This window comes from Botrimarina sp., from assembly GCF_040219535.1.
Lineage (GTDB): Bacteria > Planctomycetota > Planctomycetia > Pirellulales > Lacipirellulaceae > Botrimarina.
In genome coordinates, this window is record NZ_JAVJSH010000029.1 from 117,457 (window position 1) to 141,413 (window position 23,957).

General features: G+C 69.8%; 18 protein-coding genes. 9 read left to right on the forward strand and 9 right to left on the reverse strand.

Annotated elements, in window-relative coordinates; genetic code table 11:
- Window positions 1-8 precede the first annotated feature (8 nt).
- Window positions 9-2,702, reverse strand: coding sequence for an SdrD B-like domain-containing protein (locus RIC11_RS16710; RefSeq protein WP_350213343.1), 2,694 nt, complete (start codon window positions 2,700-2,702; stop codon window positions 9-11).
- A 152-nt stretch (window positions 2,703-2,854) separates the two neighbouring features.
- Window positions 2,855-4,822, reverse strand: coding sequence for a BBP7 family outer membrane beta-barrel protein (locus tag RIC11_RS16715; RefSeq protein ID WP_350213345.1), 1,968 nt, complete (start codon window positions 4,820-4,822; stop codon window positions 2,855-2,857).
- A gap of 280 nt (window positions 4,823-5,102) precedes the next feature.
- On the opposite strand from RIC11_RS16715, the gene RIC11_RS16720 reads away from it, so the two are divergent.
- The 5 genes from RIC11_RS16720 (at window position 5,103) to RIC11_RS16740 (ending at window position 10,269) form a co-directional block, all read left to right on the forward strand.
- Window positions 5,103-5,744 (forward strand): sigma-70 family RNA polymerase sigma factor, encoded by a 642-nt coding sequence (locus RIC11_RS16720; RefSeq protein ID WP_350213347.1) that lies wholly within the window; start codon window positions 5,103-5,105, stop codon window positions 5,742-5,744.
- Between the two features lie 104 nt (window positions 5,745-5,848).
- On the forward strand, window positions 5,849-7,540 hold the full coding sequence (locus RIC11_RS16725) for a serine/threonine-protein kinase (RefSeq protein ID WP_350213349.1): 1,692 nt from the start codon (window positions 5,849-5,851) through the stop codon (window positions 7,538-7,540).
- A gap of 115 nt (window positions 7,541-7,655) precedes the next feature.
- A complete protein-coding gene (locus tag RIC11_RS16730) occupies window positions 7,656-8,885 on the forward strand; it encodes an NHL repeat-containing protein (protein ID WP_350213351.1) in 1,230 nt (409 codons plus the stop codon).
- On the forward strand, window positions 8,882-9,913 hold the full coding sequence (locus tag RIC11_RS16735; protein ID WP_350213353.1) for a DUF1559 family PulG-like putative transporter: 1,032 nt from the start codon (window positions 8,882-8,884) through the stop codon (window positions 9,911-9,913). Before RIC11_RS16730 ends, RIC11_RS16735 begins: the two co-directional genes overlap by 4 nt.
- A 62-nt stretch (window positions 9,914-9,975) precedes the next feature.
- The gene (locus RIC11_RS16740) at window positions 9,976-10,269 is read left to right on the forward strand and encodes a hypothetical protein (protein ID WP_350213355.1); all 294 of its coding nucleotides are present in this window, start codon (window positions 9,976-9,978) and stop codon (window positions 10,267-10,269) included.
- Between the two features lie 126 nt (window positions 10,270-10,395).
- Here the strand turns inward: RIC11_RS16740 and RIC11_RS16745 are convergent, their stop codons facing one another.
- The 6 genes from RIC11_RS16745 to RIC11_RS16770 all read right to left on the reverse strand — a co-directional run bounded on the left by RIC11_RS16745 (window position 10,396) and on the right by RIC11_RS16770 (window position 17,713).
- The gene (locus RIC11_RS16745; RefSeq protein WP_350213357.1) at window positions 10,396-11,679 is read right to left on the reverse strand and encodes a glycosyltransferase; all 1,284 of its coding nucleotides are present in this window, start codon (window positions 11,677-11,679) and stop codon (window positions 10,396-10,398) included.
- Window positions 11,680-11,899: 220 nt separating this feature from the next.
- Window positions 11,900-14,260 carry an HAD family hydrolase gene (locus tag RIC11_RS16750; RefSeq protein WP_350213359.1) on the reverse strand — a complete coding sequence of 787 codons (2,361 nt, stop codon included), beginning with the start codon at window positions 14,258-14,260 and terminating at the stop codon, window positions 11,900-11,902.
- Window positions 14,261-14,410: 150 nt separating this feature from the next.
- A complete protein-coding gene (locus RIC11_RS16755) occupies window positions 14,411-15,064 on the reverse strand; it encodes a DUF2513 domain-containing protein (RefSeq protein ID WP_350213361.1) in 654 nt (217 codons plus the stop codon).
- Between the two features lie 248 nt (window positions 15,065-15,312).
- On the reverse strand, window positions 15,313-15,951 hold the full coding sequence (locus RIC11_RS16760) for an RNA polymerase sigma factor (protein WP_350213363.1): 639 nt from the start codon (window positions 15,949-15,951) through the stop codon (window positions 15,313-15,315).
- A 251-nt stretch (window positions 15,952-16,202) separates the two neighbouring features.
- Entirely contained in the window at window positions 16,203-16,496 is a 294-nt protein-coding gene (locus RIC11_RS16765) for a hypothetical protein (RefSeq protein ID WP_350213365.1), read from the reverse strand.
- A gap of 308 nt (window positions 16,497-16,804) precedes the next feature.
- Entirely contained in the window at window positions 16,805-17,713 is a 909-nt protein-coding gene (locus tag RIC11_RS16770) for a cytochrome c (RefSeq protein WP_350213367.1), read from the reverse strand.
- Between the two features lie 201 nt (window positions 17,714-17,914).
- Here RIC11_RS16770 and RIC11_RS16775 point away from each other — a divergent pair, with 201 nt between their 5' ends.
- Window positions 17,915-19,711 carry a phospho-sugar mutase gene (locus RIC11_RS16775; protein WP_350213369.1) on the forward strand — a complete coding sequence of 599 codons (1,797 nt, stop codon included), beginning with the start codon at window positions 17,915-17,917 and terminating at the stop codon, window positions 19,709-19,711.
- Window positions 19,712-19,927: 216 nt separating this feature from the next.
- Here the strand turns inward: RIC11_RS16775 and RIC11_RS16780 are convergent, their stop codons facing one another.
- Window positions 19,928-20,320, reverse strand: a complete 393-nt coding sequence (locus RIC11_RS16780) for a YbaN family protein (RefSeq protein WP_350213371.1) — start codon at window positions 20,318-20,320, stop codon at window positions 19,928-19,930.
- Window positions 20,321-20,806: 486 nt separating this feature from the next.
- Here RIC11_RS16780 and RIC11_RS16785 point away from each other — a divergent pair, with 486 nt between their 5' ends.
- The 3 genes from RIC11_RS16785 (at window position 20,807) to RIC11_RS16795 (ending at window position 23,912) form a co-directional block, all read left to right on the forward strand.
- Window positions 20,807-21,583 (forward strand): phosphoadenylyl-sulfate reductase, encoded by a 777-nt coding sequence (locus tag RIC11_RS16785; RefSeq protein WP_350213373.1) that lies wholly within the window; start codon window positions 20,807-20,809, stop codon window positions 21,581-21,583.
- Between the two features lie 109 nt (window positions 21,584-21,692).
- On the forward strand, window positions 21,693-22,112 hold the full coding sequence (locus tag RIC11_RS16790) for an RrF2 family transcriptional regulator (protein WP_350213375.1): 420 nt from the start codon (window positions 21,693-21,695) through the stop codon (window positions 22,110-22,112).
- Window positions 22,113-22,175: 63 nt separating this feature from the next.
- Window positions 22,176-23,912, forward strand: a complete 1,737-nt coding sequence (locus tag RIC11_RS16795) for an alpha-amylase family glycosyl hydrolase (protein WP_350213377.1) — start codon at window positions 22,176-22,178, stop codon at window positions 23,910-23,912.
- Window positions 23,913-23,957 lie beyond the last annotated feature (45 nt).

Sequence of the window (23,957 nt, forward strand, 5' to 3'; positions counted from 1 at the left end):
TCGGCTTCTCAGGAGACCGGGCCGAAGATCGTGCTCGCGAAGAAGCTCCGCTTGCCGATGTTCGGCGGGCCCTCGGTGAAGTTGTTCTGCGGCGCCGTGTCGCCGAGGCCGCCGGCATTGACCTGGATGTTGCTGATCTCGTTCTCCACCGCGCCGACGACGGCGCCGGCCGTGCCCGACGTTTCGTCGAGGTCGGTGAACGGGGCCGGCTGCGTCTGCACGACGCGGTACGCGCCGGGCACGACGTTCGTGAACGCGTAGTCGCCATTGGAGTCGGTCGTCGTGACCGCGATCAGCGTGTCCGCCGAGTTGAAGAGGCTGAGGACCACGCCGGCGATGCCCGGGTCGCTCGGGTCCTGGACGTTGTCGCCGTCGACGTCGAGGAACACGCGGCCGCTGATCGTGCCGAGGGGGACCGCCGCGGAGGTTTGCGCGGCAGCGGTGTTGTTCGCGACAATCGTTTCCGACTCGTTGCCGGCGACCGTGGCGGTGTTTGTGAGAGTGCCGGTGAACGAGGCGTCGATCGTCGCGACGATGGTGATCGACGCGTCCGCGCCGCTGGCGAGCGAGCCGAGGTTGTAGGTGAGCTGCGTGCCGCCGGCCACGCTCGCCGTGGCGGCGGGCGACGTGGACCCGGCCGGCGCGAACGTCGCGCCGCTCGGCAGCAGATCGGTCACCGTGACGCCGGTCGCGGCCGAGGGGCCGTTGTTCGTGACCTGGAGCGTGTAGGTCACCGTGTCGCCGGGGGCGAGCGTGGCGCCGGCGTCGTCGTCGGTCTTGGTGATGGCCAGGTCGATCTGCGGGACGACGGTGGTCGCCGCGGTGGCGGTGTTGTTGGTCGTGTTCGCCTCGTCGGTTGCGGCGATCACGGCGGTGTTGGTCAGCGTGCCGGTCGCGGACGGATCGACCGACACGTTAATGGTGACCGTCGCCGACGCGCCGGCCGCGAGCGTGCCGATCGTGCTGGTGACCGTGGGCGACCCGGCCGAGCCGTTCACGCTCTGCCCGCTGACGGTGGTCGCCCCGGACACGTAGGTCACGCCGGTTGGCAGGGTGTCGGCCAGCGTTACGCCGGTGGCCGTCGAGGGGCCGTCGTTGGTGACGACGATCTCGTACTCGAGCGTCGCCCCGGGAACGGCCGACGCCCCGTCGACGCTCTTCGAGACGACGACATCGAACCCGAAGAATCCGAAGTCGATGGTGCGGTTGGTCAGCGGGTCGGTGTCGCCATCGTCGGTCGGCTCGGCGCCCGAGACCAGCGTCACCGGCAGCGAAACGACCGAGCCGTCGCCCGCGGCGAACCCGCGGTCCTGGTTGTTGTCCTCGTCCGAGTTGGGGTCGGGCGGGAGGCCGCCGACGTCGTTGCCGGTGCTGGTGGCGAGGCCTTCTAGCGGCCCCGACGCACCGAAGTTCGACGCGTCGACGCGCACGATGTAGTCGCCCGGCAGCAGCCCCGCGAAGAGGTACAGGCCGTTGGCGTCGGTCGTTGTGGTATCGACCGCGACCTCGTCGAGGTGGTCGCCGTCATTGTCGGTGTCCTCGAACAGCGTCAGGGCCACGCCCGCCACGCCGGACTCGCCCGCGTCGAACAGGCCGTCGTTGTCGGCGTCGAGGAACACGCGGTCGCCGAGCGACAGCTCGTCGAGCACCGTGAAGTTGGCCGTCTGGGTGGTGAAGCCGACCACGCCGAGAACCTCCACCTCCGCGTCGAGGCCGTTCTCGCCCGGGTCGGTGAAGTCGAGCTCGAGCTGCAACGCCGTGAGCGACGAGAAGTCTGCGCCCGACCCGGCGGTCGTGGAGAAGTCGGCGAAGGCGACGCTGACCGCCTCGGCGGCGTCGCCGTCGATCGTGCCGTCGGTGTCGACGGGCGTGCCGAGTCCGTCGACGTCGGTCAGCTCGATCGTGGCCTCCGACACGTTCCCCGCGCCGGAGAACGCCCTCAAAATTAGCGTCCCGTCGACCTGGTCGGCGGCCAGGTTCAGCGCGAACGCGCTGTTGACCCCCGACTGGAGCAGGTCGAGCGACAGGCCGGTGTGGCTGACGGCGGCGCCGTCGTTGTCGTCGCCGTCCCAGGTGGCGACCAGCCGGCCGTTCACGCCCGAATCGCTGGCGAGGCTGAGCACCATCGCGGCGCCGTTGTTGAAGCCCGATCGGCCGCGCACGTCGCCCAGGCCATCGGTCACCTCGACGAACAGGTCCTGCTCCCCACCGGCGATCGAGCCGGCGTCGACGGTCCCCGAGTTGCTCACCGCGCCGGGGTCGCCCATGCCGCGTGTCGCGGTGACATCCTGCACGGCGGTGAAGTCGTCCACCGTGATGTTGGTCGTGCCCATCGCCTGGGCGGGCGTGAAGGTGATGGCCGACGAGACGCTCCCGCCCGACGCGGCCTGCGTGCCGGCGGTGGGGTTGATGCGTACGAAGTACGTGCCGGCGACCAGGTTGTCGAACGAGTAGGCGCCGGCCGCGTCGGTCGTGGTCACTGCTTGCGACGCGTCGCCCGCGTCGAACAGGCCATCGCCGTCGTCGAGGAATAACTCGAGCTGCTGGCTCACGGCGGCGGTGTCGCCGGCGCCATCGCCGTCGAGGTCGTTCAGCACCGCCCCGGCGATCTGGCCCAGGTCGGTCGCCAGCACGCGGCGGTGTTCCAGCGCCTCGCAGGCCCGCAGACGGCGGCGAGTAGAACTTCCCCTTCGGCGTCGCATCGTCGGCGTCCTTGCTTAGCTAGCAGCCGCCACGCGCCAGCGCAGACGCTCAGCGGCATCGATTGACCCTGCCGGTGGTATCGGCTGTAGCGGCTGGGCCGTTGAGGGCAATCGCCGTTGATCGGAGGCCGATGGGGCGGCCGCGGGTCGCGCTAATACTGGTACTCGGCGCCGAAGTTCAGGCCGTGCGCCCAGAGGCTCGTCTCTTCGACGTCGAGCCGCGGGTGGGAAAACGGGCCGGCCGTGGTCAGCACGCCCGAGGCCAAGCGGCCGTCGACCGAGAAGTCGATCTGGTCCCCCGGCCGCACCACGTTTGCCCAATAGAGGAGGCTGTAGCCCGCGCTGAGGCTCAGCTGCGGCGTGACGCGGTACGAGACCCGCGCCGACAGTTCTGGCAGCACCGAGAAGCGGTCTTGTTCGTAGACCCCGATGTTGCTGGCTTGCGCGAGCAAGCCGCCGGGCGTTGTGACGCCTACGCCGGCGCCGCCAACGGTGTTCGACCCCGCGATGGCGACGCGCTGGCGCGTGCCGCCGACGGCGATCTTGCTCACCAGCTCGACTCCCCAGCGGGTCGCCTGCCACTCGTAGATGAAGCCCAGGTCGACGCCGTGGAAGTCGTTCTCGGTGTCGAACCGCTCGTTCACGCCGACCGTCGCGGTGGTCGCCAGGTCGATCAGCTGCTCGTTGAAGCTGAGCCGCTCCTCCAGTTCGATCCAGCGGTAGCCGGCGATAAAGTCGATGCGCGAGATCGCGGTGGGCCGTCCGGTCCGCGGGTTCAAGAACCCGCCGTCGGCCTGGCAACTCGGGCAGCCGCACGCGTCGCCCACGCCGCCGATCTCTCGGCAGCAGATGCCGGTGCGTAGCCGCAGCCCGGCCGACTGCAGCTCGCTACGCGACGCGATCGCCAGCGAGCCGCCCACCTGCGACGGGAAAGAGACCAGCTGCGCGTCGTCCGACGGGAGCTGCACGACCCCGCCGAACACCGGCGCGACGTTGTAGAACGGGCGGCCGAGGATCGACGCGCCGGTCGGGTTGCTCCGGCGGAAGTCGTCGCCCTGGTTCTCGAAGAGCATCCAGTCCCCCTCGACCGCGACGTCGCGCCGGTCGTCGAGCCACGCGCCGGCCGACAGCCGGAGGCCGTTGCGCGCGTCGTCGAGCAGCTCGCCGCCATAAACGACCGACGTGCCGGGCTGACCGAGGATCGGCGCGGCGCCTTGGTCGTTGGTGGTCGCCAGCGGCGGCGTGTCCATGCCGTCGAACCACCAGAGCAGGTAGTCCGCGCGGCCGTAGAGGCCGCGTTTCGACGCGGGGGAGCAGCTCGGGCCACACCAGCCGCCGGCTCTGCCGCAGTTCATGCAGCCGACCGGCGGCCTGACGCCGCACTCGGCGCAGACCGATGGCTTAGCCAGTGGAGCCGTACGCCGCGCGCGGCAGCGCGGGCAATCGTGGGCAGGTTCGCCGGCGTAGCCGTCGACGTAGTAGTCGTCGTCCGTCGCGTAGCCCGGTTCGACTAGGGCTCCGTCGCCCACGTAAGCCCCGGGAGGCACGTTTTCTGGCACGGTTGGTTCGCCGCGGAGGGGTTCGCCATTGCTGGGGAGGTCGGCCGGAGTCGGTGCGAGCCGGGTGTCATCATCGATCAACGCATCCAGATCGATCGGATTGGCTGGCCCCGGCGCGACCTCTTCGGCCGCCTGCGTGGCCGTGACCGGATAGGTGCGATCGGAGGGCAGAGGGCGCTGGCTGGCGGGCTCTGGCAACCGTTTGAGCGCGCGGGGCGGCACGAACTGGGCCGGAGAGACCGTCTGAAGCTCGCGGGGGCCCGCGTCGGCTAGCGGCAGCTCGATCTGCGACGCGAGCAGCGTCCGCCCAGTGTCGTGGCGGATCCGCACGCGCTGGCCGACGTGGCGGGCCAGGTCGATCCCCGGCGTGGGCTCGACCAGCCGCTGGACGCGGCCGTACTGGTCGGCCAGCGCGAACGGCGGCGCGCCGTCAGACGCCGTGGGATTGCGGATGAGGATCGCCATCGGGCTGCCGTCCTCGCCCTGACGCTGGGCTTCGCCGGTGGCCGCGACGAGTGTCGACAGCGTGAGCGCGAGGGCCACTTGGGAGCGGGTTGGCATGGCGAAAGCTAGAGCCGTTAAGTTAGCGGGGCGATCCCGGGGCGCAGAGGCTTTGCCGCATCGGCGGCTTCCCGGCGGCTTTTAGCAATGCGAACTTGAGCCCAACAAGGCCAGAAAGGGGTAAAAAGGCCGCTGCGACACGCGGCATTCCGCCGCGTCGGCGTTGCCACCCCTGCCAGGGTGGGGAATAGTGTGCTGTAAAATCGGTCTGATTCCGGCGCGGTGGTTCGTCCTCCCGCCGCTGAGCGGGCCGCCCCGGACCGAGAAACAAGTTCCCGTGATGTGGCCCCGTTCCGAAGACACCGAAGAGCTGCTAGCGGGTGTCCGCCGGGGGGAGGACCACGCGCGCGACAAGCTGTTCGACCGTCATCGCAACGCCGTTCGGCGGATGATCGACCTGCGGATGGACCGCGTGCTTGAGCGGCGCGTCGACGCGAGCGACATCGTGCAAGACGTGCTGATCGAAGCCAACCGCCGGCTGACGGACTACTTGGCTAACCCGGTCATGCCTTTCCATCTCTGGCTGCGCCAGATGGCCAAAGACCGGCTGATCGACGCGCACCGCCGCCACCGGGTGGCCGCGCGGCGGAGCATGGACCGCGAACAGCCGCTAGCCGCGGCGCCCCGCGACAATCAATCGACGGTCGACCTGGCCGGCCAGATCTCCGACGACCAGATGACGCCCGCCGCCGCCGCCACGTGGCGCGAGCTGCAACGCCGCTTCCAAGAGGCCTGCGGCCGCCTGGACCCGCAGGACCAAGAGATCATCATGATGCGGCATTTCGAGAAGCTCTCCAACTCGGAAGTGGCCCAGGCGCTGGAGCTGTCGCCGCAGGCGGCCAGCATGAGGCACCTGCGGGCGATGCGGCGGTTGCGGGTTCACCTGGCCGACGAAGAGCAGCACCTCGACGGCGGCGACTGACGCGCGGGCAGTGAAAGCGCCGCCGGGCCTGCGGTACCCGTAGCGCCGAGAGCGCCGCCGCTCTTGGCCCCTGAGAGCCTTTTCACCTTCGGTCGTCCGTTCCGATGGCAGCCACCGCCGAACCCGAGGAGCGCCTGGCCGAGTTGCTCGACGACCTGACGCTCGCCGCCGCGGCAGGCGACACGGGGCGACTCGACGCGGCGATCCAGGATCACCCGACTCTCGAAGCAGACCTGCGCGACCTCTGGGGCGCCCTGATGGTGACCAACGCGGTCGCGTCGCAAGAGACCACCGCGGCCTACTCGCCCGACCAGACGGCGCCGCCGAGGCCCGGCCCGGCCCAGGAGCTGGACCTCCCCTACCAGCTCGGCGACTACCTGCTGACCGAGGAGATCGGCAGGGGCGGGATGGGGATTGTCTACCACGCCCACCAGGAGAGCCTGGGCCGTCCCGCCGCGGTGAAGCTCATCTTGCGTGGCGCGCTCGCGTCGGAGGCCGACCAGCGCCGCTTCCGCAGCGAGGCCGAGGCGGTGGCCCGGCTAGAGCACCCGTGCATCGTGCCGATCTACGAGGTCGGCGAGCACTTGGGTCAGCTGTTCTTCAGCATGCCGTACATCGAGGGGCAGACGCTCGCCCAACGGCTCGAGCAGGGGCCCCTGCCCGACCGCGAAGCGGCGCGAATCGTGCGCGACGTCGCGCGGGCGATCGACTACGCCCACCGCCGCGGCATCGTGCACCGCGACCTGAAGCCCGCGAACATCCTCATCGACAGCGAGGGCCGCGTCCACGTGACCGACTTCGGTCTCGCCAAGCGTTTGGGCGACGAGGCCTCTCCGGCTGCGCGGTCGTTGACGGCCAGCGGCGCCATCCTCGGCACGCCGGCCTACATGGCGCCGGAGCAAGCCGCCGGGTCGCGGGGCGAAGTGGGCACGCTGAGCGACGTGTACAGCCTCGGCGCGATCCTCTACGCGTTGGTGACCGGCCGGCCGCCGTTTCAGGGCCCCTCTGCGGTCGACACCGTGCTGCTGCTGCTGGAGCAAGAGCCGGTCCCGCCCCGGCTGCTGAACCGGCGTGTCGACCGCGACCTCGAGATGATCGTGCTGCGTTGCTTGCAGAAGCCCAGCGAGCTGCGCTACGCGTCGGCCGAGGCCGTGGCCGACGACCTGCGCGCCTTCCTGCAGAGCGAGCCGATCGCCGCCCGCAGCGGCCAGTTCTCGCAGGTGCTCGCGCGGGTTTTCCGAGAGACCCACCACGCGAACGTGCTGGAGAACTGGGGCCTCCTCTGGATGTGGCACGCGCTGGTGTTGCTCGTGATCTGCGGCGTGACGAACTGGTTCCAGGTCATGCAGCCCGTGTGGCCCATCATGACGACGACCACGCCGTACGTGCTCCTCTGGGGAGGGGCGCTCGCCGTGTGGGCGCCGATCTTCTGGCGGCTGCGTCACCGCGGCGGCCCGGTCACGCTCATCGAGCGACAGATCGCCCACCTGTGGGGCGGCAGTGTGGCGGCCGTGATGCTGTTGTTCTGGGTCGAGCACCTCCTCGCCCTGCCGGTGCTGACGCTCTCGCCGGTGCTCGGGTTGATCAACGCGATGGTCTTCGTGGTGAAGGCCGGGCTGCTGGCCGGCGCGTTCTATGTGCACGCGTCGGCGCTATTCGCCACGGCGATCTTGATGGCGGCCTTGCAGTCCGCGGGGTTCCCCTACGGCCTGTCGTTCTACGGGGTGGTCTCGGCGCTGACGTTCTTCCTGCCGGGCCTCAAGTACTGGCGGCAGAGCCGCCGCCCGGCCCAGTAGACCGGGCGGCCGCCGCCGGTTGGCGGTCTCCCGACGATTCTCAGAGCGGCGCCGGGCGTCTAGGATCGGGGGTCGCAACTCCCTGACGCCGCACCCAGAACCCGCCCCGATCCCGATGCGATTGCTCTCCCTCGCTGCGCGTAGCCTCTGCTTCTTGCTGGCTCTGGCGGCTGTCGCCGAGGCTCAAAGCGTCTTTGCCACGAGCTTTTTCTCACCCGCCGACGGCGACCCCGACCCGACACTGTCGGGCGTGCTGAGGATCGACCTGGCGACCGGCGAAGCGGCGACCTTCATCCCCGAGTCGGCCGAGGGCTTGGTGTCGCCGACGGACGTTGTCCTCTCGACGGACCAGAGCACGCTCTACGTGTCGTCGCAGGACGGCCGCATCTGGCGGTTCGACGCGGCGACCGGCGCGCCGCTGCCGTCGCTCGTCGCGGGGCAGCCGGCGGGGGTGTTCGCCGCGTTGCCGACCGCCGGCTTGGGCGACGGGTTCAACTCGCTCCTGCTGCGTGGCACGAACCAGCTCGTCGCAGCGACGGCCTTCGGCTCCGTCGTCCCCTTCAACCTCTCGACCGGCGCCCAGGGGACCGACCTCGCTTCGGGGCTGGCCTTCCCGTCGGGCGTGGCCCATGCGCCGACCGGCGAGCTTATCGTCGCGGTCGGCGACCCCTTCGGCGGCCCCGGCGCGCTCGTCGAGATCGACGGCCCGAACGTCACGACGCTGGTCGATTTCACAGCCACGCCGGGCGTCCGCGGCGGCGGGTCTCCGGCCGTGCTCCGCCCGGCGGGGGACTACAACCGCGGAGGGGTTGTCGACGAATCCGACTACCAGGTTTGGCTCGACACCTACGGGCTCGACGCCGGCCTGGCCGACGGCAACAACGACGGCGTCACCGACGCGGCGGACTACACGATCTGGCGTGACAACCTTGGCGCGGAGTCGCGGATCCTGGTCGCCGACCTCAACGGCAACCAGATCGTCGGGTTCGACCTCGACGGGTCCGACGGCGCCCAGATATCCGTGATCCCGCCGGCGATCCCCGACCCCTTGCCGCCGACGGCCAACCCGGTCGCGCCGAGCAACTCGCCCTCGGAGATCCTCCTCACCGACGACGGCACGCTGCTGGTGAGCACGCTCGGCCTGACGCGGCGTCCGGACAACCGCGCGGCGCTGCTCGAGTTCGACCTCGAGGGAAACCTGCTCCGAACGATCGCCGGCGACCTGCCGCCGCTGAGCGGCATCGCGTTCGCGCCGGACGCGGTGAGCGCGGGTGTCCCCGAGCCTGCCGGCGCGTTGCTGGCCGGGCTCGCCGCGGCCTCCGTATTGCGCCGTAGGAGCCGATGACCGACTCGGGGCAGCGGCGACCTCGCACAGCGGCGGCCGGCTTCACGCTCGTGGAATTGCTGGTCGTTGTGGCGATTGTGGGCGCGCTGGTCGCGCTGTTGCTGCCGGCCGTGCAGTCGGCTCGTGAGACGGCGCGGCGGACCGATTGCGTGAACCGCTTGCGGCAGTTGGGCCTGGCGATGCAGAACCACCTGGCCGCACGCCGCACGCTGCCGGCCGGCGCGGTCGCTAAGGAAAACCCAGCCGCGCCGACGACGCCCCACACGTTCTACCGCTGGAGCGCGCTGGCCGCGGTGACGCCCTACCTGGAGTCCGCCGCGGAGTACGACGCGCTGGACCTCGATCAGCCGCTGTACGGCGTGAACTTCGACGTGACCGAGGCCAACCGGGCCGGCGTGCGGCAGGTGATCCGAGAGTTCCTCTGCCCCAGCGACCAGGAGCGTCGTGTGCACGAGGCCTTCGGCCCGACCAACTACGCGGTCAACACGGGGACCGGGCTGGGAGACCCGGAGTCCCTGTTCGACGACGGGTCCCCGTTCGCGGCCGACGGCCCATTCGGCGTCAACACGGCGACCCGCCCCGCGCAGATCGCCGACGGGCTGTCGAAGACCACGATGGCGAGCGAGAGCACCCTGGGCGTGCCGACCGGCTCGCCGCCGCACGACCCGCGGCTGGAATACAAGCTGGTGTTGCTGCCCCTCTCCGACGCACGCTGCGGCGCGCCGGCGTCGTGGAACGTGGCCGACCCCCGTGGGTTCTCCTGGGCCAACGGCGAGTACCGCTGCGCCCTCTACAACCACTACTACCCGCCCAATCCGCCGGAGCCGGACTGCCTGGCCGCGGTGCTCGGCGGCCCGCGGGAGTCGATCTTCACGGCGTTCGGTTGGCGGGCGGCCCGCAGCCCGCACCCCGGCGGCGTTAACGCGCTCGCGTGCGACTCGTCGATCCGGTTCGTGGCCGACGCGGTGTCGCCGGCCTTGTGGCGAGCGGCGGCGACGATCGCCGGCGGCGAGGCCGACGCGTTGTGAGCTACCCTTCCCCAATCCATCCACCCACCCGCCCCTCAGCCGCCGCCCAAGAAACTGGCCCGATGAGCAGCTCGATGTATTCTCTCCGCCCCTTCGGTTTGGTGGCCGCGCTGGCGTCGGCCCCAGCGCTCGGCCAGCCCCTCGCGCAGGCGATCGCGCCGGCCGCGGCGGCCGAGCGGCTCGGCGCGGTCCGGCAGCAAGAAGAGTCGGTCCGCCAGGCGCCCCTAATGTCGCGCCCGAACCGCGCCGGCCACTTCTACGGGAACAACGTGCGGCGGCTGCGGCACGGCACGATCTGCGTGAATTGCCAGCGGTCGGACCGGCCGCTGGCGCGGTTTTTCTACTTGCCGGATTAGCCGGTTTGCCAGGCAGTTCGCGGCGTGCTCCGAGGGCATATGCTCTCGGTCCCGGGTTCGCTGCGCGAGATCGGTTCGTAGCCACCGGGAGCCGGAGCCGGGGGCTCGGGTCCTCCGCCAACCCCGCTAAAGGTCTTCCATGCCGGTGACGTTGGTCACCAGGGCGCGGAGCTTGCGGCGCAGCACCGCGTAGCTGAAGAAGCGCTTGCCGAGCTGGAAGTTGTGCTCGACCATCGCTTCGCGGTAGTTGGGGTCGTCGATGACCGACCGCACCTTGGCGACGACTTCTTTGGTCATGAACCCGTTCATCGTGGTCACGTCGAAGCCCTTGGGTTCGATGTCGGACACGAAGATCGAGTACCGGTTCACCAGCACCGGCTTGCGGTAGTAGAAGGCCTCGATCAACGCGTTGCCGAACCCTTCGTACAGGCTCGGGTAGGTGATGAAGTCGGCGTGCGCGTAAGCGTCCGCTAGCAGGTAAACCTTCTCCCCGTCGGCGTTAATGCCCCGCTCGTCGCCGATGCGGTCCGGCACGTAGCGGAGGTCGACGCCCTTCTGCTCGGCGGACTCCCTCAGCATGCCGAGGTAGTCGTGGCCCTCGTCGCCGGATTCGTGCGACACGACCAGCTTGCACCGCGGGTTGCCCAGGGACTGGATCAGCGTGATCGCGTGCTCGATCCCCTTGCGCGGCACGACACGGGTCGGCTGCAAGAAGAAGATGTCGTCCGGCTCCAGGCCGATCGCCTCGCGGAAGTCGGCGTTGTAGTCGTCGATCGCGGCCGGGGGACTCTCGAAGTCGAGCACGTTGGGAATCAGCACGCTCGAGGCGCCGCGTCGGTGCGACAGCGCGCGCTGGGCCTCGCTGTTGATGGTCACGTGCTGGATGTTGGGCACCGTGCAGGGGAAGGCCATCCGGAGGATGTCGCCCACGGCGTTGACAGCGAAGCGGTCGCGCTCCCAGTAGAAATCGTGGTGGTGCGCGATCGTCGGGAAGTTGGTCTCCGCGCAGAACATCGCGATCGCCACGCCCAGCGGGATGTTCATCGGGATGCAGCTGGCGTTCTGGACGCAGAGGATCTCGATGTCGAAGCGGCGCACGAAGTCGTAGATCGAGCGCTTCAGGTGCTCGGCGATGGCGAAGATCCGCCGCGTCACCTCGGGGTCGCGCGTGGTGGTGCCGAAGACCCGCTCGTTGATCCACTGGATGTCCGAGTGGCCGAAGTACGCGTGCGGCGCCAGCAGGCTCACGCCGGGGTCGGTGTCGAGCTTGCCGGCGAACCAGTAGCTGACGTGGTTGTTCTGCCACAAGACCCGCGCCCACTTGGCCGCCTCGAGCGACACCCCGTCGGTGCCTGCGAAGCGGGTGCCGACGAACCCAATCCGGTGGCTTGCCTTCTCGGCGGCGGACATCGGCGACAGCTCGGGGGGCGGGGGGCTTCGGGCGGGGAGGGGCCGCGGGCCGCAACCGAGCAGGCCAGCTAGCGGGGTCGGCGCCGGGGGCGGTCCGCCTGGAGCCCCCTGCGCTGTTTGCCTACGATGCGCCGAGAACCCAATCCCGGCAAGCGGCAAGGCCGCGAGAATCCGACACGGGGCCGCGTTGACCCGAGGCATCGGCCCGCGGCGGCGGGCGTCAGGTTTCGGACGACCCCAACAAACCGAGCACCTGACGCAACTCGGTCACCACCGCGTCGGGCCGCACGTCCGACAGATTGGGGTCGTCGCGGCGCCAGCGGAGGCTCCGCGCGTCGCCGGCGAAAAGCGCCGTCCGGAATCCGACGCGTTGAGCCGGCCACACGTCGTTGCGGAGGTCGTTGCCGACGTAGAGGGCCTCGGATGGTTCGATGTCGCGGCCCGACAACACCGCGGCGGCCATCTCGAAGAGCGCTTCGCCCGGCTTGGCTTGGCCGTGCTGGTACGACCAGAAGCACAAGGCCGGGTCGAAGCCCCACCCGCTGAGGAACCGCCCCGTGAGCGGCTTGAACGCGAGCTGGGTGAAGAACTGCGCGTTGCTCACCACGCCCAGCGGCACGCCGGCTACGCGGAGCGAGTCGAGCGTCTCGGCCAAGTGGGGCATCGGCCAGATCGGGTTGACGCGGCATTCGTATTCAACCGCGAGGCGCTCCGCTTGGCCGTCGGTCAGCTGGTAGGAGGTCTGCTCGGCGACGACCCGACGCCAAATGTCGCGGATATCGACCTCTGGGAAAGCCGCGTCGGAGGTCTCGTGCTCCGCGCGTATTGTCGCTATCAGCGATTCGAAGAGCCTCTGGCCCAAACCCCCCTCGCCGGGCAGTTCGCTCAGGCTGACCCCTAGGGCCGATGCGAGCGCGGCTTCGGCGGCGTCGCCGTGGGGGGACTCGCCGGCCAGAGTGATGTCGCCCGACCGGCTCACGAGCAGGGTGCCGTACACGTCGAACAACACCGCCCGGACGCCCTCGAGCGTCGGCAGTCGCGGCGTCTCGCCGGTCGGCTCGGGGTCCATCGGGGCGCTGAGCCTGGCGATCTGATCGGTGGCCACCGCGAGCGTCATCGACGCCTGGTCGAGCGACTCGTTGCGGACGGGCCACTGGCGCCGCGGGTCGGCGAAGTGGGCGTAGATCATCGAGGGCGAGACGCTCTGCCCTGGGCCGGCGTCGGCGGGCGAGCCCGCGACGGCCCGGTAGACGTCGGCCAGCCGGCGACCGAGCGAGAGCGGAGAGTAGCGGTCGCGAACGACCGCCGCGTTGTGGGCGATGTCGTGCTGCAGCGCGCTGAAGTCGCTGTCGAGGATCTGCGACAGCAGCGGGTTGCCTTCGCGGACGCGCTCCGTGATCCGCAGCCGGTCGGACGACGCGGCGGCCTCGACGATCTCTACCTGCTCGCCCACCGGCAGCCGCGCGAAATCCTCGCGCTGCTTGAACGCCAGGGTGATGTCGTCGTACATGCCGTTGAAACGGACGCCGGCCTCCTTGAACTCGCTGGTGATGTCGGGCAGGTCCCGACCCACCAGCGGCCGCCCGGCCAGCCACGCCTCGAGGAAGACCATCCCGAATCCCTCGGCGATGCTGGTGGTCAGCAACGCGTCGGCCGCCGCGAGCATGTCGGTGAACGCGCAGCCGTGACCGCCCGACTCGACCGGACCCCCGGTGTCGAACGAGCAGGGCAATTGCAGCTTCTCGGCCAGCAACCGCCAGCGATCGAACGAGGTTCGCTCCATCGGGTTCAGCGGCGCCAGGGTGACGGCGAAGTGGGCGCCCTCCGGCGCGAGGGTCGACAAGAGCAGCATCTCGCCGAGGTTCTTCCGTCGGATGCCGCGCACCGGGTACACGAGCAGCTTGGTCTCCGCCGGCAGGCCGAGGGCCGGGAGCACCCGCACCCGGGCGGCCTCGCGGCTGGGCAGCTCCCCGAAATCGGCCGCCGGGTTTGGCAGCACGTGCAGCCGCGACTCCTCGAAGCCGGCCGATCGCAGCACGCCGGCGTCGCGTTCGGTGAGCGTGCCGTAGTGGATCGCGGCGCCCTGGGGATACAGCTCCCCGCCCAACCGCGCCGGGTCGTTCAGTCGCAGCGCCTGTTGGAGGTGGCGGTAGTTCTCCGGCCGGTTGTCTTCCGCGAAATCGTGCACCTGCAACAGCATCCGCCAGCCTTGGCCCGCGAGTCCTGCGAGCGCGCCCGGCAGCGACGCGTTCTTGCCGAGCGAATGGTTGTGCGTGTGCAGGAGGGTGTCGCCCGGCGTGCAACCGCACTCGGCTAGCCGTCGCGCTAGGGTTTCGGCGAGCGCGGCGGGCGCCGCGGCTGCGCCGGGGGGGTCGTACGACAACGCCGGCTCGGTTACCAGTTCGACGGGGAAATCCCCCAGGGGCCCATCGGGAAAGCCCTCTCGCTGGCCGTCGTGCAACACGACGACGCGAGTCGGCCGGTCGGCTTCCGCGACGGTCGACAACGCGGCCAGGTGGTTCGCGATTACCGAGGTAACCCCGCCGCGGTTCAGGTGGTGATGGAGGATGGCTAGCTGCATAGGCGGGGATTCTAGCACGCTTCGTGCAGAGCGGCTTTCCCCTGGGTCGCTGGGCGCCGTCGGGCTGGGGACCTTCGCAGCGCACGAAAAAAGGCGCCGGCCTTGCGACCGACGCCTCTGGGCGGGGGGGTTGCTAGGCTGAGCGGGCGGTCAGACGACGTGCGTCGGCAGGCTCGCGCCGTCCAGGTGGATCGGGTCCCAGTCGCGGGACAGCGGGTCGTGGTAGTAGGCGTCGCGCTCGGCGGCGTCGCGCCAGTCGACCGGCCAGCGCCAGTCGAAGCGCTCGATGTAGTCTGACGGGTAACGACCATTGAGCCCCGGCTCACGCGGCTCGTCTGCTTCGGCTTCGCGTTCGAAGCGGTACCGGGGCTCGCCGCGGAAGCGGTAGGGCCGATACGACGAGGCCGGGTGGTAAGGGCGGTAGCCCCACCGACGCGTCCGTTGGCGGTCGCCGTAGAGGGCGGATTCGCAGGCCCAGCGGGCCAGGACCTGACGCACGACAGCGAGCGACTGGCCGCCGGTCGATTGGCCGACCACCCACTTGGCCTCGCGCCAACGAGCCTCGCTGTGAGCGAGCTCGAGCAACTCGTGGCCGGCGTTGGTCAGGCGCACGCACGGCACGCCGCCCGTGGCGCGGTCGACTTCCTTCACGAGTCCCGCGTCGATCAGCAGCCGCACGTGGTAGCGGACGGTCTCTTCGGCTTCGCCGGTCACCCCGGGCCGGAGGGCGGTCACGGCACAGTCGGGGCCGTGCCCCTCGATGTCGGCCAGCAAGCGCCGGCAGAGGTCCAAGTCGCGTTTCATCGGGCGCCTTCCTTTGCGTCGGATAGTACGGACCGCGGAGCGGGGGCTTGAGGCCGCGGTCGGAGTTGGACGGTGGAGGGGCATCATGCTCCGAAACCCGGCGTGCCGACAACGCCGGTTCTTGCCCACGCGTGCTCAACGCTAGCGGCCGCCGAGGAGCGGGTCCCCGGCGGCCGCTAAGCTGACAGCACGCCCCGTCGCCCAGAAGGCGGGGCGCCGTGAGGGCCTTCGCTCGGTGTGGGCGTGGCCTACAGCGCGAAGCCTTCGCCCAACTCGGCGGCGAGCCGCTTGCGCGCCACGTGCAAGCGGCGCTTGATGGTGCCGACCGGCGCGGCGAACGCGTCGGACATCTCCACGAGCGACTGGCCGCGCACGTAGAACGCCACGAGCGTGCTGCGGTCCATCTCGCCGAGGCGGCCCAGGCCCTCGCGGACCTGCTCGGCCCGCTCCGCGGCGAGCGCGGCGTCGACCGGCGAGCGGTCGTCGACGCAGGTCGCTTCGAGCGTGGCCGGTTCGGCGTCGACGCTGCGCCGGCGGCGGACCTGCCGGTTGATCGCCATCCGCACGGTGATCGACTTCAGCCATGCGCCGAAGGCGCGCGGTTCGGACAGCTGGTGCAGCCGGTCCATCGCACGGATGAGGACCTCCTGCGACAGCTCGAGCGCCTCGGCGTGGTTGCCGAGCCGCCGCAGCGCGACGGCCTGGACCATGCCCTCGAAGCGCTCGGCCAATTCGCCGAACGCCTCGCGGTCGCCGTCTTGCGCGGCGGCGACGAGGTCCTCGGTCTCCCATTCGGCGAGGGGGAAGGGGGTGTGAAGCTCGAGCGGCGGCGCGAAGTCGGCCGGGTCGATCCGCCGGGCGGGCAGCGGGGCAGCGAGCGCGGTCATTGCGTTCTCTCTCTATCTCAGCCGCGTCGTCGACGCGGACAGATCCGGTGAGTGCGAGCGGCCCGGGCGGCGGACCGATCACGGACAGCGAGCACGCGACCACGCGGGCGGCGGCTCCGGCGGCGAGGCCAAGCCGGCAGCACAGCGCGCGGGTCGCGGGTTCGCGACACAGCTCACGCGTGAGGACTAGATTCGCGGGGGTCGGTTCCTACGGCTTTGCGGGAACCGACCGCCGGGCGCCTCACACGGCGTCAGAGGGCGGCCAACGGGCGATTAGCGAACCGATTACTCGGCTGCCGATCGCGCGACGCGTCTGCCACCGGGCGACAGCAAATCATCGCCGGTTGGAGCGCGCGGTGCATGCCTAGTCGGTCGACTAGCCACGCAAAGCCTTGGCCTACTACGCCGGGATACTGCACGCGCGATACGCAGCGCCAGCGTAGGCGCGATGAATCGGCGGCCGTAATCACCGTGACGATCCCCTTGGCGCCGGCGGCAATCGCGGCGGTGAAGGTCGTGGCGATCTTGATGGTCGTCGTCTTCATCATGGCCTCCGCTGCGCCGGGGGCGCGGCTGGGAGAGAACGGTGGGTAAGGTCCGGGCTGGATGGGGTTCGGCCGGACCGACAGGGGGTGCATCGGCGATCCGCAGCGGACCGCTGACGCGATTCTGCAAGCTTTTCACGCCGGGGGCGGCGGGTCAAGCGAAAACGCTTGTGCCGCCGCGTGTTAAGGCAACAGCGTCTCCGCTGCCGCAATAACCGTCGGCGACGGCCCAGAGACACGCCCAGCTGGGAGAGGTTCGCGAAGATTGGCGAAGTTTTCTCGAATCGCGTGCCGGCTCCTACTTCCTACTAGCCCCGGAAGTCGGCGTGGCAGTCGACACAGGAACGGCTGACCTCGGTCATGGCACGAGTCGCGGCCCCGCGGTCTTCGGCTTCCGCCGCGGCGGCGAGGGCGGTGGACGCCTGTCGCAGGCGGCGGGCGAACCGCTGGTAGCCGGGGTCGGCGTGGTCGGCGGCCTCGGGGCGGAGGATCGCCTGCGCCAGCAGGGCCAGCAGCTGGGCCTCGTGGCGGACTTCGTCGGCGCCCCGCCGGAAGGCCGCGTCGTCCGCCATGAGGGGCGTGAGCCTGCCGCGCTCGGCGGCCTCCATCCTCCGCATGAGCGTGTTGCGGCTCGCTAGCAGCGACCAGTCGACCGGACCGCGGCCCGGCGCCGGAACAGCCGGGCGGCTGCCTCGGATGAGGTCCGCCATGTTTCGCTGGCGGGCCGACGCAGCCTCGTGTGCCGAGTCGGTGGCGGCGCCGGCTTGAGCTGCGGCCTCGGCGAAGAGCTCTCGGAGCCCAGCCGCCGCGTCGCGCCAGCGAGGGCTTCCGCCGTGCTCATCGACCACCGCGAAGAGGGTGGCGAGCATCGAAAGCGCGTCGACCGCGTCGCGGTACCCGCCCGCTTTGAAGCGGGTTGCGGAGCGGGTGGCGTCGCCGAGGGCGGCCGCTTGGCGCTTGATCTCGGTCTCGAGCACGTCGGTTGCGACGATACCCGCCCAGTCGACGGCCTCGGCCTCGCCGCCAGAGGGGGCGGCGGGCGGCTGCGTCAGGGCGGCTGCCGCTTCGGGCCGCTCGCCAACGAGGGCGTCGAACGCATCGCCGAAGAACGCGGCCCGGTCGTCGTCGGTGAACTCGGGCGCCCGCGCGCGCGGCTGGGCCCCTGCGGAAGGGGAGGACAGAGTCAAGCAAGCGGAGATGGCAAGCAGCAAACGCATAGTCGTTCCAGAGAGGTCTCTACCGGAGGAGGATCGAAAAGCTTATTCGGTCTGCTTTCCGAGGGCGGATTTCCACGGCTCAGGGAGTGGATTCGCGTAAGGATCCGACAGCGCCGGCCGAGGTCGGCTCACTGGCGCGGGCGATGGCTCGTGGTAGGTTATTGGTTCGCCTGAACCTAACCCCGCTCCGCCCGTTCTACGATGTCCGATCTCCAAGAGAAGGTCCAACAGGCCGTCGCCGACGACAAGCTGACTCCGTCGGCCGCTCAGAATCTGAACGCGTGGCTGACCGAGCCACGCTACTCGGATTACGCGCCGCTCGTGGCCGAGGCGGTCGAGTCGGGCGACTGGCAAACGCTGGACGATGTGTTTTGGACGATCATCCCGTTCGGCACCGGCGGTCGCCGGGGGAAGATGCACCCGTTCGGGTCCAACGCGATCAACGACCGCACGATCGGCGAGTCGGCTCAGGGCCTGGCGTCGTACGTCAAGGAGACGCTCGGCGACGACGCCGAGCTGTCCTGCGCGATCTGCCGCGACACGCGGCACAACGGCGAGCGTTTCGCAAAGCTCTGCGCGGAGATCATGGTCGCCGCCGGCTTCAGGGTGTGGTTCTTGCGCGGCTACCGCAGTACCCCCGAGCTGTCGTTCGCGGTGCGTTACAAGAAAGCGAGCTGTGGCATCATGGTCACCGCGAGCCACAACCCGCCGAGCGACAACGCGGTCAAGGTCTACTGGTCGACCGGCGGGCAGGTGCTGCCGCCGCACGACCGGGGGATCATCCAAAACGTGATGACGTGTGGCGAAATCAAGCGGGCCGATTTCGATCAAGCGGTGGCGGAGGGCAAGATCGTCTACTGCGAACAGGAGGTCGACGCGGCCTTCATCGACGCGGTCGTGGCCCAGTCGACGCCCGGGCCGCGCGACTTGAAGGTGATCTACTCGCCGATGCACGGCGTCGGGACGACGGCGGTCGTGCCGGCGCTCGAGCGGGACGGCTTCGCGGGCGTTGAGGTTTTCGGCCCCCACGCCGAGCCAGACGGCGACTTCCCGAACGTGCCCGGCCACGTGAGCAACCCGGAGCGGCCGGTGGTGTTCGACGCGATGATCGAGCGCGCGAAAGAGATCGGCGCCGATCTGGTGGTGGCCAGCGACCCCGACTGCGACCGCATCGGCCTCGCCGCGCCGTTGGAGCCCGGCGGCGACGAGTGGTCGACGCTCACCGGCAATCAAATCGGCGCCCTGCTGACCGACCACCTGCTCGAGGCCCGCCAGGGGTCGCTCTCAGCGGAGCACTTCAACGTGATCACGCTGGTCACAACCCAGCTCGCCCGGAGGATCGGCGACTCCTACGGCGTGCGCACCATCACGGACCTGCTGGTCGGCTTCAAATGGATCGCCGGCGCGATCGACGAGAACGGGCCGGAGCGGTTCGTGTTCGGGACCGAAGAGTCGCACGGTTACCTCGCCGGCACGCACGTCCGCGACAAGGACGGCGCCGTCGCGGCGATGCTCGCTTGCGAGCTAGCGGCGAAGCTCAAGGCCGAAGGCAAGACGCTCCACCAGAAGCTCGACGACCTGTTCTGGCAGCACGGCCTGCACGCCGAGCGCACCGTGAACGTGCAGATGCCTGGATCCGACGGCATGGCGAGAATGGTCGAGGTGATGGAGAAGTTCCGCACGCAGCCGCCGATCGACCTCAACGGTTTCGGCGTCGCCCAGCTGCGGGATTACAAGGCGAACGTCGTCCAGCCTGTCGCAGAGCCGGGCGAGACCAAGCCGCTGGATGGCCCGACCGGCGACTTGGTGATCCTCGACCTGACAGAGTGTGGCAACTACGTCGCGTGCCGCCCCAGCGGGACCGAACCCAAGATCAAGTTCTACATGTTCGGGTACACGCCCGCGGAGCAGCTCCACGACCTCGACGAAGCGAAGGCCGAGCTGGAGAAGCAGCTCGACGCGATGGAGGAGGACCTGCGTAAGTTCGCCGGGGTTTGACGGCCCGCGATCACGCGAATCGACGTGAATTTCGCATTAGGCTCCCGCTCTGATGACGCGGGATCGGTCGCCTCGGGATGAATAGGCAGCGCTCCTGGTGGAACATTGCCCTGGCGCCTACGCCTCCAAGAGATGGATAGCCTCGCTGCTCAAGCGAGTATTGGAATCTTAAGGCCGTGGGCGTCCAGGCCAGACCCTGCCCCCCAGCTAATTCGCTCAGGCGTCGACCACGCGGAGCCTGATGATGCAGCCCGCGCCGATCGCTCCCGAGCCAGCCACGGCCCACCAGGCGGGCGTCGGCAGGCGGGCGAAGGTGAGCGACATCGCGACCATGAGGACCAGCGTGGCAAGCGCCTTCGCCTTGACGCCCGGCCGGACGGCCCTGTGGTTTCGCCAATGGAGTAGCATGGGCCCGAACCACCTGGAAGCAAGCAGCCTTTGGTGGAGCCGCTTGGAGCTGCGGCACAGCGAGTAGCTCGTCAGGAGCAAGAAGCCGGTGCACGGCAGGCCGGGAAGAACGGCGCCCAGCACCGCCAGGCTGAACCACACCGCCGCCAGCGTCAGGTGCATCGCGCGGCGCCAGCCGGTCGCCTCCTCGGGCTCCGGCACGCAGGAGCCAACTGCCCCACCCGCAGAAATCCCGCCGAGCGGCGCCTCGCTCGCACCCGCCGGGTCTCCGGTCGGCTGCCGACGCGTGGAAGGGCCCCGATCGATCCGCCGGGCTCCGCGGCTTGACGCGGTTCGCTCCGCGGCGAAGTCGCCGGCTAACAGCCGCTGTGCATGCTCCAGTTCCGAGAGCATGTCCGGCTCCCCGCGCACGTTCCCGGGGCTGAGCGGGGCTTCTCGGGTGGGTGAGGCCATAGCGGCGCTCTCGGAGCGGGGAAACGCTTTGGGTGTCTTTAACGCTAGGTCAATCGGTCTGACCCCTAGCCAGCGCCGCATCCGTTCGGGCGGATCTACCGTCGTGCCGGCAAGGCTAGTGGCAAGGATGGGGTGGATTGGGCAGGCATTTGAAGCCGATACTTGACCATGTTGACTAGTTTTGTAATATATTGACGTCGTCGTCGTTCTGCTCCCCTCAAAATGCTTCGTCCCATGTCAGCAGCCCGCCCGTTGCCGATCGCCCCCCCTCCAGCCGCCCCCGCCCCCGCACCCGGAGAGGCGCCGTCGGACGCCTTCCTGGCCGACCTGGCCGCCGAGAGTCAGCGCCTGGAGACCGCCACCCCCGACGAGATCGTCGCTTGGGCGCACGATCGGTACGCGCCGGGGCTGGCGATGGGCACGGCGTTCGGTCCCGAGGGGTGCTTGGTGTTGTCGATGCTGCCCCGCCTCGCCCCGACGACCTACGTTTTCAACCTCGATACCGGGTACCAATTTCAGCAGACGCTCGACCTGCGCGACCGCATCGCCGAGAAGTACGGCGTCGAGGTAGACATGCTCCAGCCGGAGCTCTCCGTCCCCGAGTACGAGGCCCTGCACGGAGGGCCGCTCTACCGCGACAACCCCGACCAGTGCTGCCACGACCGCAAGATCAAGGTCCTCGAGCGGGCGGCGATCGGCCGAACCGCGTGGATGAGCGGCATCCGCCGGGACCAGTCGCCCGTCCGTGCGAAGCAGCCCATCGTCGCTTGGGATCGGAAGTTCCACCTGGTGAAGATCAGCCCTCTGGCGAACGCATCGGGCAAGGAGGTTTGGTCGCGGATCATCAAGGAGGGAGTCCCCTACAACCCGCTGCACGACGAGGGTTACCCGAGCGTCGGCTGCTGGCCGTGCACGCAGAAGGCCGACGCCGGCGGCGACGAACGGGCCGGGCGTTGGGCGGGCAAAGCCAAGACCGAGTGCGGCCTGCACACCGACGGCAGCGGAATCTAGGGATTGCGGAACTGGGATCGCGGATTGCGGATTTCTGCGCCGCGCGCCGTATCCCCCGCACGCGTCCCTTGCGTTCCGCGATCCGAAATCCGCATTCCGAGTTCCTCCGATGCTCTGCGCCAAGACCGAATACGCGTGCGTCGCGCTGGCGCGGCTCGCGGCCGAGCACGCCGCGGGGGCGCCGCTGCAGGGCCGGCGACTGGCTGCCGAGGAGGGGATTCCCGAAGGCTTCCTCGTGCAGATCTTGCAGGAGTTGAAGCGGCTCGGCCTCGTCGTGAGCACGCGTGGCGCGTCGGGCGGCTACCGCTTGGCGCGCGACCCGGAGGAGGTCTCCCTCGGCGAGGTGCTCGACCTGCTCGAGGGCCCGCCGGCGAGCCAGGGCGCGGTGGCGCAGCCATCGCCGCTGGGCGAGGCCGTGGCCGAGGCGACCCGCACCGCGGCGCAGGCCGAGCGCCGGCGCCTCCGCGGCGTCTCGCTCGCGAGCCTCGTCGAGCAAGCCGGATCGGCCCACGGCATGTACTACATCTGAGGCGCCGCGGCGCGGTAGGCTAGGCGGCCCCGCCCGCCCGCCCGAATCCCGGAGCGCCCCGCCTTGGCTATCGCCGATCGCGTCCCCTCCCTGCCCGGCCGACTCGGCGCCGTCTACGGCGAGAAGGCGGAAGCCGTGCTCGCGGCGCTCGACGCGGAGTTCGCCGATCTGCTCGACGAGCCCTCGCTCGCTGCCGCAGACGCCCGCTGGAACGAGCGCGACGTCGTGCTGATCACCTACGCCGACCAGGTGCGCGACCCCACGAGCGGCGACACGCCCCTCGCGGCGTTGCGGCGGTGGCTGCTCGATAACGGCTTAGACGAGCCGGTTAGCACGGTCCACCTGCTGCCCTTCTGCCCGTACTCGTCGGACGATGGGTTTAGCGTGATCGACTACTTACAGGTCGATCCCGCTTCGGGAACGTGGGACGACATCGCCGAGCTGGGCGAGTCGTTCGACCTGATGTTCGACCTGGTGCTGAACCACGCTTCGGCCCAGAGCGAGTGGTTCGCCGCGTACCGCCGCGGCGAGGCGCCCTACGACCGCTTCTTCGTCGAAGCCGACCCCACGCTCGATTACTCCGCGGTCGTCCGCCCGCGCAGCCTCCCGCTGCTCACGCCCGTCGACACGTCGCGGGGCGAGCGGCACGTGTGGACGACGTTCTCCGCCGATCAGGTCGACCTCAACTACGAGTCGCCCGAGCTCGTCGCCCGCATGCTGCGGGTCCTGGTGGAGTACGCGCGTCGGGGGGCGCGGATCGTGCGGCTCGACGCGATCGCGTTCCTCTGGAAGCGGATCGGCACGCCGTCGATCCACCTGCCCCAGACCCACGAGCTGGTGAAGGTCATGCGCGACGTGCTGGCGGCCTTCGCGCCGCAGACGCTCGTGCTGACCGAGACCAACGTGCCTCACAAGGAGAACGTCTCTTACTTCGGCCAGGTCGACGCGGCCACCGGCGAGGCGGACGAGGCCCACATGGTCTACCAGTTCAGCCTGCCGCCGCTCTTGCTCGAGGCCTTCCTCTCCGGCGACGCCACGGCCCTGCGCGACTGGCTAGCGAACCTCGACCCGCCCCCGCCGGGGTGCACGTTCTTCAATTTCACCGCGTCGCACGACGGGGTCGGCGTGCGGCCGCTGGAGGGGCTCGTTTCGGACGATCGCTTCGCGGCGATGGTCCAAGCGGTTGATCGCCGCGGGGCGATCGTCAACACCCGCCGCAAGCCGGACGGGACCGACACCCCGTACGAGCTGTGCGTCGCCTACTTCAGCGCGATGGCGCCGGAAGAGCCGGACGAGGAGCTCCACGTCCGCCGCTTTCTGTCCTCGCAAGCGGTGATGCTCGCCCTGCGCGGCATGCCGGCGGTGTACTTCCACAGCCTGGTCGGCACGCCGAACGACTTGGCCGGAGTGACGCAGAGCGGCGGCATAGCGCGGCGGATCAACCGCCACAAGTACGACCGGGCCGAGCTCGACGAGGCCCTCGCCGAAGGGACCCCCCAGCGCCGTGTGCTGGAAGGCTACAAGGGCCTCCTCGCCAAACGCGTCGCCGAGCCCGCGTTCCACCCCGACGCGGCGCAACACGTTGTGGACTCGGAGAACGACGCCGTGCTGGCCTTCGCCCGCACGAGCCTTGATGGAAAGCGGCGTGTGCTAGTCGCTTGCAACGTGTCCAGCGAACCTCAACCCCTCCGTTTGCCGCCAAAGTTACCGATGACCGAAGCCATCACCGGCCAAGCGATCGACTCAGTCGATCGAGTGCGATTGCAGCCGGGTCAAGCCGTTTGGCTCACCCCACGCTAGCCATCCCCGTTCATCTGCGTTTATCTGTGGTTGAGAGACCGCCGG

What these genes read in the sequence shown, in the direction of transcription:
- RIC11_RS16710 (WP_350213343.1), bottom strand. Translation starts at nt 2,702, where the DNA reads ATGCGACGCCGAAGGGGAAGTTCTACTCGCCGCCGTCTGCGGGCCTGC.
- RIC11_RS16715 (WP_350213345.1), bottom strand. Translation starts at nt 4,822, where the DNA reads ATGCCAACCCGCTCCCAAGTGGCCCTCGCGCTCACGCTGTCGACACTC.
- RIC11_RS16720 (WP_350213347.1), top strand. Translation starts at nt 5,103, where the DNA reads ATGTGGCCCCGTTCCGAAGACACCGAAGAGCTGCTAGCGGGTGTCCGC.
- RIC11_RS16725 (WP_350213349.1), top strand. Translation starts at nt 5,849, where the DNA reads ATGGCAGCCACCGCCGAACCCGAGGAGCGCCTGGCCGAGTTGCTCGAC.
- RIC11_RS16730 (WP_350213351.1), top strand. Translation starts at nt 7,656, where the DNA reads ATGCGATTGCTCTCCCTCGCTGCGCGTAGCCTCTGCTTCTTGCTGGCT.
- RIC11_RS16735 (WP_350213353.1), top strand. Translation starts at nt 8,882, where the DNA reads ATGACCGACTCGGGGCAGCGGCGACCTCGCACAGCGGCGGCCGGCTTC.
- RIC11_RS16740 (WP_350213355.1), top strand. Translation starts at nt 9,976, where the DNA reads ATGAGCAGCTCGATGTATTCTCTCCGCCCCTTCGGTTTGGTGGCCGCG.
- RIC11_RS16745 (WP_350213357.1), bottom strand. Translation starts at nt 11,679, where the DNA reads ATGTCCGCCGCCGAGAAGGCAAGCCACCGGATTGGGTTCGTCGGCACC.
- RIC11_RS16750 (WP_350213359.1), bottom strand. Translation starts at nt 14,260, where the DNA reads ATGCAGCTAGCCATCCTCCATCACCACCTGAACCGCGGCGGGGTTACC.
- RIC11_RS16755 (WP_350213361.1), bottom strand. Translation starts at nt 15,064, where the DNA reads ATGAAACGCGACTTGGACCTCTGCCGGCGCTTGCTGGCCGACATCGAG.
- RIC11_RS16760 (WP_350213363.1), bottom strand. Translation starts at nt 15,951, where the DNA reads ATGACCGCGCTCGCTGCCCCGCTGCCCGCCCGGCGGATCGACCCGGCC.
- RIC11_RS16765 (WP_350213365.1), bottom strand. Translation starts at nt 16,496, where the DNA reads ATGAAGACGACGACCATCAAGATCGCCACGACCTTCACCGCCGCGATT.
- RIC11_RS16770 (WP_350213367.1), bottom strand. Translation starts at nt 17,713, where the DNA reads ATGCGTTTGCTGCTTGCCATCTCCGCTTGCTTGACTCTGTCCTCCCCT.
- RIC11_RS16775 (WP_350213369.1), top strand. Translation starts at nt 17,915, where the DNA reads ATGTCCGATCTCCAAGAGAAGGTCCAACAGGCCGTCGCCGACGACAAG.
- RIC11_RS16785 (WP_350213373.1), top strand. Translation starts at nt 20,807, where the DNA reads ATGTCAGCAGCCCGCCCGTTGCCGATCGCCCCCCCTCCAGCCGCCCCC.
- RIC11_RS16790 (WP_350213375.1), top strand. Translation starts at nt 21,693, where the DNA reads ATGCTCTGCGCCAAGACCGAATACGCGTGCGTCGCGCTGGCGCGGCTC.